This window comes from Duganella sp. CT11-25, assembly GCF_047302815.1.
Classification (GTDB): domain Bacteria; phylum Pseudomonadota; class Gammaproteobacteria; order Burkholderiales; family Burkholderiaceae_D; genus Rugamonas.
Map to the genome: position 1 here is coordinate 1,058,921 of NZ_JBKBFD010000001.1, position 12,606 is coordinate 1,071,526.

Below are 12,606 nucleotides of genomic sequence, written 5' to 3' on the forward strand. Positions count from 1 at the left end.
CGCCCGCGCATGCGTCATGCCGTCAGCGACAAGGCCAGCGCTTTTTCATAGCTGGCCAGGATGGCTTCTTTTCCCAGCGAAGATTCGGCATACAGCCGCGACAAGCGCCCCAACTCGACGCGGCGGGCCTGGTCGCGCGCCAGCGCCTGTATGGCGGCCGCGAACGCCTGCGGCGATCCCGGCGGCACGACCACGCCGCAACAGGCCACCACCCGGCCCAGCTCGGTGTCGGCGTCGGCCAGCGCGACAATGGCCCGGCCGCTGGCCATCATGCCGGTCAGCTTGGACGGCATCACCAGGTCGGCGGCGTCGGCCCGCTGCGGCAGCAGATGGATGTCCGCCAGCCCCAGCAAATCGTTGAGCCGGTCCATCGGTTGCAGATCGATGAAGCGGACGTTCGCCAGGTCGGCCGCCTGCTGCTGCAATTCCAGTTTGCCGCCGCCGTCGCCGCAGAAGACAAAATGCAGGCCGGGCTCGTTCATCAGCAGCCGCGCGGCGTACGCCAATATCTCCAGTCCCTGCTTCCCGCCCATATTGCCGGCATACAGGGCGACCACGGCGGACTCCGGGATCGACAGCGACTCGCGGTAGCTGCTGCTGCGCAGCAGCGGCTGGATGGCGTCGAGGTCGGCCCAGTTGGGGAAAAACACCACGCGCTGCGGATCGACGCCCTTGCCCGCCACCCTGCGCACCATTTGCGCGGAGATCGTCGAGACCCGGGTAAAACGGCGCATCAGCCACGCTTCGCAATACGAGACGACGTGGCGCCGGCGCGTGCCGGCCAGCAAACCCAGCGCAAATGCCGCGTCCACCTCGAAATCCTGCACATGCAGCCAGGCCTTGCTTCGGCAAAGCCCGGCAACCAGCAGCGCGGCCGGGGCGCAAAACAGCGGCGGCTCGACCAGCCAGACGATCTGCGGCCGCCACAGCAATTGCCAGAGCATCAGCGGGAAGCTGCACAGCGCAAAGCTCGCCAGGTGCAGCAGCCGCTTGCCCCCCGATGGCCGCGACGGCACCCAGAGCGGCGAGCGCCAGACCTGCACGCCGTGCCAGACACGCCGCAGCTGGCGCCACCCCCGGTACGATGGATCGATCTTCCACGCCGGGTAGTACGGCGGCGCCGTGACCACCCTGACCTCATGGCCCCTGACGGCGAACCACGCCGCCATCTCGCCGGTGTATTTTCCGATACCCGTCAGTTCGGGAGCAAAATTAATGCCGTATATCAGAATTCTCATGCATTGGCTCCATATCAATACCGGGGACGGCATGGGCGCGACGGGTCCCGGTCAGGCACGGGCCCGCCCCGGATCCATGGCGAGTCAATGTGGTTCCTGGCGCAGCGCGATCACCGGCGACAGGTCGGCCCCCTCCTGGCTGGCGCCGGCGGCGGCGCGGAAGGAGGCGCGCACCGGCACGGTCTTGCTGGCGTTGGCGATCACGCCGGCGGGGCGGCGCCCGGTCAGGCGCAGTTGATGCAGCGCGGCCACCATGTTGCGCCGGGTCGTGACGCCCGCGCGCACCACCACATACGTCATGCCGGCGTGGGTGGCGAGCACGGCGGTATCGGACCACGGTTGCAGCGCGCAGGCATCGATCAGGATCAGGTCGTAGCGCGAGGACAGGGTCTTCAGCACCGTGCCCAGGCGCCGGTGCAGCAGCAACTCGGCCGGGGTCGAGGTCGGGCTGCCGGCGGAAATGACGTCCAGGTGGTCGAATACGTCGCGCCGGACGACCTGCTCCAGCGGCTGCGTCCCGGCGATCAGATCGGCCAGGCCGCTACCCCGTTCCTGGTCGAAATAGCGGTGCAGCTGGCCATGCCGCAGATCGGCGTCGATCAACAGCACGCGGATATCCGCCGCGGCAAGCACCACGGCCAGATTCGCGGCGATGAAGGAACTGCCGGCACCGCTGCCGGCGCCGGCGATCAACACCACATTGTTGCCCTGGCGCCGGGTATGCAGCAGCATGGCGCGCAAATGCCGCAGATGTTCGATGGCGGCGTCGCCCGGCGCGCTGCGCGCCAGCAGCGGCAGCGTACCGGAGCCGCGGTGCCGCTGCATCAGCTTCTGCTGCCAGCGGCTATACGCGACGGCGGCGCAAACCGGCAGGCCGAACCAGGCCTCGATGGTCAGCGGATCCTCGATCGTATCGTGGAGCGCGCCGCGCATCACGGCGATGGTCAAGCCCAGCATCAGGCCGAAGGCGATCGCGATCGTGATCACGCTGGCACGGTTGGGCGAGACCGGCCGCAGCCGCGTCATCGGCTCGTCCACCAGATGCACATTGCTCATCTGGCCGACGGTGATCAAGCGCAGCTGCTGCGCGGTATTGAGCAGGGCCGTGTATAAGTCAGCCTGCACCTTCGCATCCCGCGCCAGCCGCACCATCTGCTGTTCCTGCGCCGGCAGCGCCTTGATCTGCAGTTCGATCTGGCTGATTTCGCGGTTGACGTCTTTCAGCTGCGCATCAACGCCGATCATCGCCGGATGCGCGGACGACAGCTGGGCCCCCATGGCGACCCGCTTCTGCTCGATTTCCGCGCGCCGCACATTGGCCGCCGCCAATTGTTGCAAGCCGATCTTGCCGGCCTCACCCACATCGACCGTGCCATGCACATTGCGGAATTCGTTGTAGCGGGCCTCGGTGCGCTCCAGTTCGCGCTTCAGATCAGGCAATTGCTCCTTGAGCAAGGCCAGGGATTTTTCGGCATCCTCGGTCTTGCGCGTGTGATTCTGATGCAGGTATTCTTGCGCGATCTGCGCTAGGATCGCACTGCCTTGCCTGGCATCGTCGCCCTGCCAGCTGACTTTGATCACCCCGGACTGCTTGCCCAGTTCGGTCACCTGCAATACGGCCTGCACGCTTTCGATCACCGCCAGCCGGGGCCGCCGCTGCAGCATGAACTCGATCCCCGGCCGCGCCTGCAACTGCGTCACCAGCAATTCCAGTCCCGCCAGCTGCGCCGTTCCATGCAAGCGCTCGCCGATCCGGCCTTGCAGGACCAGGCCGCCGTCCTGGCGCCGCAACCGATATCGATCTCCAGCCTCGGCGGTCAACAGGAAGGGCACGTCCAGCAAGGCCTCCGGCACATTGAATTCCGCCAGTTCGATCCGCTCCGCCCCCCACGCATAGCCGCGCTGGCCGATCATCACCGGCGCGGACAACTGGTGATTGTAGCGCGCCAGCCCGCGGCCGACCACCGGCAGATACCGCGGCGAGACCTCGATACACAGCGCCAGCTGGTCCACCGCCTTGGCCACGACGCCGCGCGACCGCAGCAACTCCATCTCCGACGCGACCACCGTTTTGACATCAAACAGCGAATTCATTTCGCCGATAATATTTTTCGCCTCCTTGGTACTGCTTTCCGCGACTTGAAACAGCATATTGGCCTCATATTGCGGCGTCACCAGGTAGGCATAGGCGGCGCCGATGGAGCCTGCGGCCAGCATGGTCGCGAGGATCAGCCAGAGATTACGCCTCAGCAACTGCAGATAAGCCCGCAATTCGATTTCGCCGGCACCCGCGCTGGCGAGGGGCCGTACCGCATCACTGCCAGCTGCGGTAGCGCTGGAGACCGGGAAGTCAATAGAATTCATATGTGTATAGGTATCGTGACTTTGCATGGAGAATTGACCAGGGAACAGGAAGTTGCCCATACGCGCGGCGAGCAACCCCGGGCAAACTGGCAGCAAGACCATGCCGCCCGCTCAATCGTAAACATCCGAACGGTGCGCACCTTTGCGCTATAACAAAGTGATGGCGATGCCCCGTGTTGAGCCAGCGCAAGAGCGCCCCGGCGGGAGTCGCCGACAATAAAACGCCGGTGGCTTGCCATCGCGCCAAGCCGATTGACGCCGCCTTCCGATGTCCCCTAAAAAAACCCATATGGTGAATTCCAGAATATTGAAAGGCATGATGGCCAATGGTTTCAGCCAAGTGGTCAATGCCGCCATCCAACTGCTAGGCCTGCCGGTATTTCTCCGCATATGGGGTATCGAGCTCTACGGCGAATGGCTGATGCTCAGCGCCCTCGCCGCCTACTTCACCTTGGGCGACCTGGGATTCGTCAGCGTGGCGGCCAATGACATGACCATGCATATGGCAAAGGGCGACACCGACAAGGCCACCGCGGTTTTTCAAAGCGCGCTGGCGGTGGTCTGCCTGGCGTCCGGCCTGATTTTGCTTGCGGTATCCGCGCTCGCCGCGGTGCAAAGCCACTGGCCTATACTGCCGCTACACCATATTGACGCGACCGACACCTCGTTGATCCTGTTTACGCTCGGACTGATGGTGGCACTGGATTTTTTCGCGGGCCTGGCGATGGCCGGCCTGCGCGCGCGCGGCAGTTATGCGCTGGGAATTTTCGGCAACAACCTGGGACGCCTGGCGGAATTCCTGGCCACGTTAAGCGGTGTCGTGGCCGGCGCCACGCCGCTGCAGGCGATCATGATCATGCTGGCCATGCGCGTGCTGTCGACCGTCTGCATGGTGCTGTTGATGCGCAAGATCGTCCCCGGCCTCAGCATCGGATACGCGCACGCGAGCAAGGCGGAAATCCGGCTGTTGCTGGGGCCGTCCATCGCCTTTATGGGTTTCCCGCTCGGTAACGCGCTCGGTTTGCAAGGCATCACCTTACTGATCGGTATCGTGCTCAATCCCGCCGCCGTAGTCGTTTTCACCGCCTTGCGCACCCTCACCCGGCTGGTGACGCAAAGCCTGGCGATCGTCAACCACAGCATCTGGCCGGAGATTTCCATCGCATACGGCGAACAGAACGACGCCCTGGTCAGTTCACTCCACCAGCGTTCCGTCCAGTATTCGCTGTGGATCGCGCTTTGCGGCGCGGTGAGCCTGGCGTGGACCGGCGGCTGGATCGTGCAATATTGGACCCGGGGCGCGGTGAAGCCGGACCTCATTCTGCTGGGCCTGTTGTTGCTGGTCATGGTCGCCAACGCCCTGTGGTTCGGCAGTTTTATTTTGCAGGCGGCCACCAACCGGCATGCGTACATAGCCGGCAGTTATATCCTGAGCAGCGCAGCGGTCCTGGCGCTGGCCTCGCAACTGGCCAAGCCGCTGGGATTGCACGGGGTGGCCCTGGCCCTGCTCGCGGGAGAGTTGACGATGGCGTTCGTGGTGATACGGCGCTCGCTCACCCTGCTCGACCTGCGCGCGCGCGCGCTGACGCTCGCCGTCCTGCAGCCGCCACGCCTGAAACTGTAAGCCTGGCTAGCGCAATTTTGCGTCTACCGCTCCGCGAAATACGTCGCGCCGGTCGCCCATCAGGGCGCGCAACTCCTTGACGCTGACATTGCTGACCCTATGCATGCGCAACAGCATCGATGCACCGATGGACAATTTGCCGTTGCGTAGCTTGCTGATGGTGGGCGCCTCCACCTCCAGCAAGCGCGATAGTTCCGCGTCATTCTTCAATTCCAGGCGTTTGATCAGCGCATCGAGCAGATCGGCAGTGCCCGGCTGCCGCTCCTGATAAGCGCCGGCTCCGGTCGTGGCGGCGCCGTTTGGTTCTCGCTTCCGTTTCAATTCATTCCTCTGTCATCCGTGACTCCAGTCTTCTTGGACTTGACGACAGTAAATTGGTTCCAGAAAACTTCGGCGCGTATCGAAACAAGCGCATCCGGCATTCAAAAAAAATAATATGCGAGAAGCTGCGCGCTCAAAAATTAATGTTAATAAACATAATCTTTAAATTAATTCCATCTGGCATTTAAAACAAAAAAACAACGGTGCCTATCCCTTGATATTTTACAAAATGCTATGGAATATGCTGGGCTACCATAAATTATCAAATAGGAAATAACTTTTCTTGAACACACTGCGCTGTCCGCTTAAAAATAAGGAAAATAAAGATGTTTTTCGATACCAGGAATATTGTATCGGGCACCAATGTCGCCACCACGGTCTGCATCGTTGGCGCGGGTGCCGCAGGCATCACATTGGCCTTGGAACTGGAGCAGCAGGGTATTGACTGTTGCATCCTTGAAAGCGGCGGTTTCAGCCCGGACGACGGCAGCCGCGACCTGTACCGCGGCACCGCCGTGGGCTTGCCATACCGCTTCGCCGACGGTTGCCGCAGCCGCTACCTCGGCGGCAGCAGCAATTGCTGGGGGGGATGGTGCAGGCCGCTCGACCCATGGGATTTCGAGCAACGCGATTGGATCGCCCACAGCGGCTGGCCCCTCGACCTGGCCGAGCTGCTGCCGTTTTACCGCCGCGCCCAGAAGCTCCTGCAACTTGGGCCGGATAACTTTGAACCCGCGTTCTGGGAACAGGCCATCGGCCGCACCGATGTGCGCCGCATGCCGCTGCCCAGCGGCCGCGTGCGCGACACCATCTCGCAGTTCAGCCCACCGCTACGTTTCGGCAAGGTGTACCGCAAGGACCTGGCCAATTCGCGCCATATCAAGGTTTTTCTGAATGCCAACGTCACGCACATCGATACGGATAAAACAGCCTCCACGGTCAGCAAGGTGCAGGTCGCCACGCTGTGCGGGAAAAACATGACGGTCAGCGCCAGGTTGTTTGTCCTCGCCACCGGCGGCATTGAAAATGCGCGCCTGCTGCTGGCCTCAAACAAAGTCCAGGCCGCCGGGCTAGGCAACGGCCACGACCTGGTAGGCCGGTATTTCATGGACCATCCCCGGTTGCAGTCGGGCCAGCTGCATTTCCTCAGCGGCTGGCAACGGAACAAACTCTACGACATTAAATTCCACTACATGAATAGCGCGGTGGCCGCCCACGACACCCATATCGCCGCGCAACTGGCACTGACGCCGGCCACACTCCAGCAGGAGCGCCTGCTCAACGCCCGCGTCTGGTTTATGTCGACCTTCCCCGGCGAAGGCAGCGAGGCCGCACAAGCATTGCTGCGATGCAAGCAAGCGGCGCTGCAAAAAGAACAGGCCGGGTGGAGCCTGCGGCACGACATGGGAGTCATGCTGCGCCACCCGCTCGATACCCTGGGATATGGCTTCACGCGCGTGTTCCAGCCGCGCATGCTGATCCGCGACGTCAAGTTCCAGATCATCGTCGAACCCCTGCCGGACCCGGACAGCCGCGTGACGCTCTCGACGACCGAGCGGGACAGCCTGGGCATGCCGCGGGTCCGGGTCGAATGGCGCCTGGCGCCACAGGTCAAGCGCACGATCGACCGCACGCTCGCCATCATTGCCGAGGATTTGCGGATCGGCAAGGTGGCCGACGTCGAACTCGACCCGCCGCTGGAGGGCGGCGACTGGCCCCCCAGTTTCGAGTACGAGGGCACATGGCACCACATGGGCACGACGCGCATGCACGATGCGCCCGAGCAAGGCGTGGTCGACCGCAACGCCAGGGTGCACGGCATCAGCAACCTGTACGTCGCGGGCAGCTCGCTGTTCCCCACCGCGGGGGCGAACTTCCCCACGATAACGCTGACGGCCTTGGCCTTGCGGCTGGCCGATCACCTGGCGGACACGCTCAGCCGTCCCGACGCGGTGCTGCGGCAGGCCCCGGCCACGCTGCACGCGACATCCGGGCCCGACGCGATCGTCATATGACAGCGCAGCAGAGATGACACCCGTACCTATCGAGAACCAGCATGCGCCCCTTTTCCCTCATCGATCCGCGTTCCCTGCCGCACGTGATATCGCGGCTGCAAGACCTCTGGAACCGTCCCGGAGACTGGAATGTCATGGGACATCAATTGGCGCGCCCGCTATCGCCGGACAGTCCGCCGCTGATCAGGATATTCGCGGACTATTCCGTCCTGATACTGCTGCCCATCATCGTTTCAGCCATTTATTACTACGCCTGGCGCCTGCGCCGGAGAAAAAACGGGCCGGCAATGCACATGACTTGGGGCGTATTCCTGCCGATGTTCGGGGCGGTCGCCATCATCATCCCGGAAGTGGCCAGGATCATCTATGCCATGCTTGCCGGGAGCATCTTCGCGCTATCGCTGCTGCTCCTGATTTTCCGGGCCACGCTCGCCAGGCTGATGCCGCCGCCGTCCATCCTGGCCCCGAAAAAAGTGCTGATACTGGGCAGCGGCGAGCTGGCCTGGGAAATGTACCAGCGCACACTCGGTCAGAAAAACTATGCCGTGAGCGCGGTTTTCATCGGCAGCCGGCGCAACACCACCTTCGACTGGAGCCGCGTCCATCAAATCCATAGCGAGCATGAGATCGCCGACTATGTCACCACGCACGGCATCGCGGAAATATGGATCACGGTGCCCATGAATCAGTCGGGCGAGCTGCATAGTTTTCAATACCTTTTGCGAAACACGCTGGTGGACATTCGCTGGATACAAGATATTTTAAGCGTGCCGGTGCTGAATAAGAAGGCCACGACCGTGCTCAATATGCCGGCGCTTGATATTAACTCCCCGGATCGCCAGGGCCTGGGCCCGATCAAGAAACTGATGCTCGATAAAACTGTCGCCATATTAGCGATCACAGCATTACTACCGGTATTCCTGGTTATCGCGGCGATGATTAAATACTCCTCGCCCGGTCCGGTCATCTTTAAACAAAAACGGCTGGGACTCGACGGGAAAATATTTTCCATTTATAAGTTCCGCACCATGCATGTCGGCGCGGACAACGGCGCGTTTCAACAGACTACGAAGAATGATCCGCGCCTGTATGCGGTCGGCAGTTTTCTGCGACGCAACAGTCTCGATGAACTTCCCCAATTTATCAATGTCCTGCTTGGCCACATGTCCGTGGTGGGACCGCGGCCGCACGCCCTGCCCCACAACGAGATATTCAAGGACTTACTGGATGTCTACATGGTGCGGCACCGCGTCAAGCCGGGCATCACGGGCTGGGCCCAGATCAACGGGCATCGCGGCGAGGCCGACACCGTGGAGAAGATGCAAAAGCGCATACAGCTGGACCTGTACTACATCCAGAACTGGTCCATCTGGCTGGACATTCGCATCATAGCGCTCACCGCATGGCGGGGCTGGAAAGGCAAAAACGTCTACTAAACAAGCATCGCAACCACCACATCCTGAGGAAGCAATATGATCAAAGACACGACAGGCGTACCTTTCAAGCAAACCAGCGATAGCAATCGTCCCAAAACCGCGTTCATTACTGGCGTGACAGGCCAGGACGGGGCCTATCTGACCGAGCTCCTGCTGGACAAGGGATATCACGTACATGGCTTGAAACGGCGCAGTTCGTCCGTCAATACAACGCGCATCGACCATCTCTGTCCAGACGCGTCGGCCGACAGCCGCTTCTTCCTGCACCATGGGGATATGACGGACGGTAACTCCTTGCTTCGTATCATGGCGAAGGTGCAGCCGGATGAAATCTACAACCTGGCGGCGCAAAGCCATGTTGCCGCCTCCTTCGAGGAGCCCGAGTACACCGCCAACGCCGACGCGCTGGGCACCTTGCGCGTGCTGGAGGCCATCCGCACGCTCGGCCTGCAAGACAGCACGCGCTTCTACCAGGCCTCGACCTCCGAACTGTACGGCCGCGTGCAGGAAGTTCCGCAACGCGAAACCACGCCGTTTTATCCGCAGAGTCCCTATGCGGTGGCCAAGCTGTACGCCTATTGGATCACCGTCAACTACCGCGAGGCTTACGGCATTTATGCCTGCAACGGCATCCTGTTCAACCATGAATCACCGCGGCGCGGCGAAACCTTCGTGACCAGAAAGATCACGCGCGCATTCGCCCGCATGGCTTTCGGGCTGCAGGATTGCCTGTACCTGGGCAACCTCAGCGCAAAGCGCGACTGGGGGCACGCCCGCGACTACGTCCACATGCAATGGCTGATGCTCCAGCAAGCCGTGCCGGAGGACTTCGTGATCGCGACCGGCCTGCAATATAGCGTGCGCGATTTTGTCGACGCCGCCGCCGCCGAACTTGGGCTGGTGCTGGAGTGGCAAGGCAGCGGGGCCGGGGAAACCGCCACCGTACGGCAGGCGCGGGGAGCGTCCGCCGGGGGATTCCAACCCGGCCAGGTGATCGTGCGGGTTGATCCAGCGTTCTTCCGTCCCACCGAGGTTGAGACACTGCTGGGCGACGCCAGCAAGGCGCACCGCCAGCTGGGCTGGCGCCCGCTCTGCACCTTCACCGAACTGGTGAGCGAGATGGTGCAAGCGGAGCTGACGTCGCTGCGCAAATACATACTGCTCAGTGAACAGGGCCATCGGCCTATTTTGCACACCCAATAACTGCGATAAGCAGCCCCTCTGGCAATACCTTGCTGACCGGCATGGCCAGAGTTTTCAATTTGGTGGTCAGCGCGCTCCCGACGGAGCAGCTATTTTCAGGAGTCCACTATCATGCAACAAAGTTCACAGCGCCGCATTTTTGTGGCCGGCCATCAAGGCCTGGTCGGATCAGCGATTGTCCGGGCACTGAAAAGGCACGGCTGCCGCAATATTCTGACACGCACCCGCGCGCAGCTCGACCTGACCAGTCAGGCAGAAGTACGCGCCTTCTTCAAATCGGAACACGTGGACGAAATCTACATGGCGGCAGCCATTGTGGGCGGCATACACGCCAACAATACCTATCCGGCCGACTTCATTTATAACAACATGATGATCGAGGCCAACGTCATCCATGAAGCCTGGAACAACGGCATCCAAAAACTGCTCTTCCTGGGTTCCTCCTGCATCTATCCCCGCATGGCGCAGCAACCAATCCGGGAGGAATACCTCATGACCGGCACGCTTGAGCCGACCAACGAACCATACGCGGTGGCCAAGATCGCCGGCATCAAGCTGTGCGAGAGCTACAACCGCCAGCACGGCACCTCCTACCACACGGTGATGCCCACCAATTTGTACGGCCCCGGCGACAACTACGACATGGAAAACGGCCATGTCATCCCGGCCTTGATGCGGCGCTTCCACGAGGCCAAAATGCGGCAGGATGAGGAGGTGGTGGTGTGGGGCAGCGGCTCCGCCCGGCGCGACTTTCTCTACGTGGACGACCTGGCCGATGCCTGCTGCCACGTCATGTCGATCGACGACGGCATCCTGAAAACCAAGATCAGCCCCATGTCGTCCCATATCAACATCGGCAGCGGGAAAGACATGACGATACGGACGCTGTCGAATCTCATCGCCCGCGTCACCGGCTACACTGGGAAAATCACCTTCGATGTCAGCAAGCCTGACGGCACCCCTCGCAAGTTGCTGGATATATCCCTGATGGAACAGTTGGGCTGGAGCCCCCAAGTCGAACTGGAGGCCGGGCTGCAGGAGGCTTACCACAGCTTTTGCCGCATCAACGCGAGCGACCGGAGCCAGATCCAGGCGCGGGCGCTGGACTTGCCATCGAGGCAGTGGAGGCAGAATTATGTCGTGAGCTCATACGCATAAGAGCGTGCTCCCGGTGGCCGTGCTGGGCTGGCGCTCAGGACGGCCACCGGGAGCACGGAAGCGAGCGCCCCGTCGGGTCCCTACAGCTGGTTGCCGGAAACCGACTGCCAGCGCCAGACGTCCGCGCACATCTGGTTGACATCGCGCTCCGCCTTCCAGCCCAACTCCCCTTCGGCCAGGCTCACATCGGCATAGCAGGCGGCGATATCACCGCTGCGACGCGGCACGATCTGAAAAGGAATGTGCCGGCCGCTGGCGTTCTCAAAGGCCCGCACCATTTCCAGCACGCTGCTGCCCTTGCCCGTGCCCAGGTTGTATGTCAGCAAACCCGTTGACTCCGCCAACTTTGCCACCGTCCGCAAATGGCCATGCGCCAGGTCTACCACATGGATATAGTCGCGAATCCCGGTACCATCCGGTGTCGGGTAATCGCCGCCATAGATGGACAGGAGGTCGCGCCGGCCCACGGCAACCTGGGCAATGTAGGGCAGCAGATTGTTGGGGATGCCCTCGGGCTCCTCGCCTATGAGGCCGCTGGCGTGGGCACCGATGGGATTGAAGTAGCGTAACAGTGCAATGCGCCAGCCAGGATCGGCGCGCTGAAGATCGCGCAGTATCTCCTCGATCATCAGCTTGCTGCGGCCGTAGGGATTGGCGGGCGACAACGGGAAATGCTCGAGTATCGGCACCGCGGCGGGATCGCCATATACCGTGGCCGACGAACTGAACACCAGTGACTTGACTCCAAACTTCGCCATTGTTTCAACCAGCACCAGGCTGCCGGCGACGTTGTTGTCGTAATACCGCAACGGCTGCGCGACCGATTCGCCGACCGCCTTCAGTCCAGCGAAATGGATCACGGCGTCGATCTGATGGCCGGCAAATGCCGCCTCGACTCCGGCGCGGTCGCGCAAATCGGTCTTCAAAAACGGAAACGATCTGCCGGTGATGCGATGAATGCGGTCATATACCGACGCTTGAGCATTGGAGAGATTATCGATGACGACGACATCATGATCTGCATTCAATAATTCAACGACCGTATGGGAACCGATATAACCCATACCGCCGGTAACGAGTATCTTCATAAAGCCGACTCCGCATAGCGTTGCACACATTCGCCGATGATTAAAAATCCGTGTTTTCCGAGCCAAGATGAATCCACGTATATCTTCACATCGCACAACAGAATTGCATTGACAACTATCAAGATAAATAAAAATCTTGTTTAGCCGAGTCTGAAATTC

9 protein-coding genes are annotated in these 12,606 nt (G+C 61.4%); 5 read left to right on the top strand and 4 right to left on the bottom strand.

Features of this window, described 5'->3' with window-relative positions; translation table 11 throughout:
* Window positions 1–14: 14 nt before the first annotated feature.
* On the bottom strand, window positions 15–1,238 hold the full coding sequence (locus ACEN9F_RS04155; RefSeq protein ID WP_413418117.1) for a glycosyltransferase WbuB: 1,224 nt from the start codon (window positions 1,236–1,238) through the stop codon (window positions 15–17).
* Window positions 1,239–1,322: 84 nt separating this feature from the next.
* Window positions 1,323–3,602, bottom strand: coding sequence for a GNVR domain-containing protein (locus ACEN9F_RS04160; protein WP_413418118.1), 2,280 nt, complete (start codon window positions 3,600–3,602; stop codon window positions 1,323–1,325).
* Window positions 3,603–3,870: 268 nt separating this feature from the next.
* Here ACEN9F_RS04160 and ACEN9F_RS04165 point away from each other — a divergent pair, with 268 nt between their 5' ends.
* Complete coding sequence (locus ACEN9F_RS04165) at window positions 3,871–5,226, top strand: lipopolysaccharide biosynthesis protein (protein WP_413418120.1); 1,356 nt, start codon at window positions 3,871–3,873, stop codon at window positions 5,224–5,226.
* 6 nt (window positions 5,227–5,232) lie between these two features.
* Here ACEN9F_RS04165 and ACEN9F_RS04170 read toward each other — a convergent pair whose 3' ends face one another.
* Window positions 5,233–5,466, bottom strand: coding sequence for a hypothetical protein (locus ACEN9F_RS04170; RefSeq protein WP_413426962.1), 234 nt, complete (start codon window positions 5,464–5,466; stop codon window positions 5,233–5,235).
* Window positions 5,467–5,873: 407 nt separating this feature from the next.
* Between ACEN9F_RS04170 and ACEN9F_RS04175 the strand changes: the two genes are divergently transcribed.
* The 4 genes from ACEN9F_RS04175 to fcl all read left to right on the top strand — a co-directional run bounded on the left by ACEN9F_RS04175 (window position 5,874) and on the right by fcl (window position 11,359).
* A complete protein-coding gene (locus ACEN9F_RS04175; RefSeq protein ID WP_413418122.1) occupies window positions 5,874–7,562 on the top strand; it encodes an FAD-dependent oxidoreductase in 1,689 nt (562 codons plus the stop codon).
* 41 nt (window positions 7,563–7,603) lie between these two features.
* Complete coding sequence (locus tag ACEN9F_RS04180; RefSeq protein WP_413418124.1) at window positions 7,604–8,998, top strand: exopolysaccharide biosynthesis polyprenyl glycosylphosphotransferase; 1,395 nt, start codon at window positions 7,604–7,606, stop codon at window positions 8,996–8,998.
* Between the two features lie 36 nt (window positions 8,999–9,034).
* Window positions 9,035–10,201 carry a GDP-mannose 4,6-dehydratase gene (gene gmd / locus ACEN9F_RS04185; protein WP_413418126.1) on the top strand — a complete coding sequence of 389 codons (1,167 nt, stop codon included), beginning with the start codon at window positions 9,035–9,037 and terminating at the stop codon, window positions 10,199–10,201.
* A 111-nt stretch (window positions 10,202–10,312) separates the two neighbouring features.
* The gene (fcl, locus tag ACEN9F_RS04190; protein ID WP_413418128.1) at window positions 10,313–11,359 is read left to right on the top strand and encodes a GDP-L-fucose synthase; all 1,047 of its coding nucleotides are present in this window, start codon (window positions 10,313–10,315) and stop codon (window positions 11,357–11,359) included.
* Between the two features lie 80 nt (window positions 11,360–11,439).
* Here the strand turns inward: fcl and galE are convergent, their stop codons facing one another.
* A complete protein-coding gene (gene galE / locus ACEN9F_RS04195; protein ID WP_413418130.1) occupies window positions 11,440–12,447 on the bottom strand; it encodes a UDP-glucose 4-epimerase GalE in 1,008 nt (335 codons plus the stop codon).
* Window positions 12,448–12,606: the final 159 nt, after the last annotated feature.

Bases quoted from the DNA above. Each gene is read 5' to 3' on its own strand.
- ACEN9F_RS04165 (WP_413418120.1), top strand. From the start codon at position 3,871: ATGTCCCCTAAAAAAACCCATATGGTGAATTCCAGAATATTGAAAGGC.
- fcl (WP_413418128.1), top strand. From the start codon at position 10,313: ATGCAACAAAGTTCACAGCGCCGCATTTTTGTGGCCGGCCATCAAGGC.
- galE (WP_413418130.1), bottom strand. From the start codon at position 12,447: ATGAAGATACTCGTTACCGGCGGTATGGGTTATATCGGTTCCCATACG.
- ACEN9F_RS04180 (WP_413418124.1), top strand. From the start codon at position 7,604: ATGCGCCCCTTTTCCCTCATCGATCCGCGTTCCCTGCCGCACGTGATA.
- ACEN9F_RS04155 (WP_413418117.1), bottom strand. From the start codon at position 1,238: ATGAGAATTCTGATATACGGCATTAATTTTGCTCCCGAACTGACGGGT.
- ACEN9F_RS04160 (WP_413418118.1), bottom strand. From the start codon at position 3,602: ATGAATTCTATTGACTTCCCGGTCTCCAGCGCTACCGCAGCTGGCAGT.
- gmd (WP_413418126.1), top strand. From the start codon at position 9,035: ATGATCAAAGACACGACAGGCGTACCTTTCAAGCAAACCAGCGATAGC.
- ACEN9F_RS04175 (WP_413418122.1), top strand. From the start codon at position 5,874: ATGTTTTTCGATACCAGGAATATTGTATCGGGCACCAATGTCGCCACC.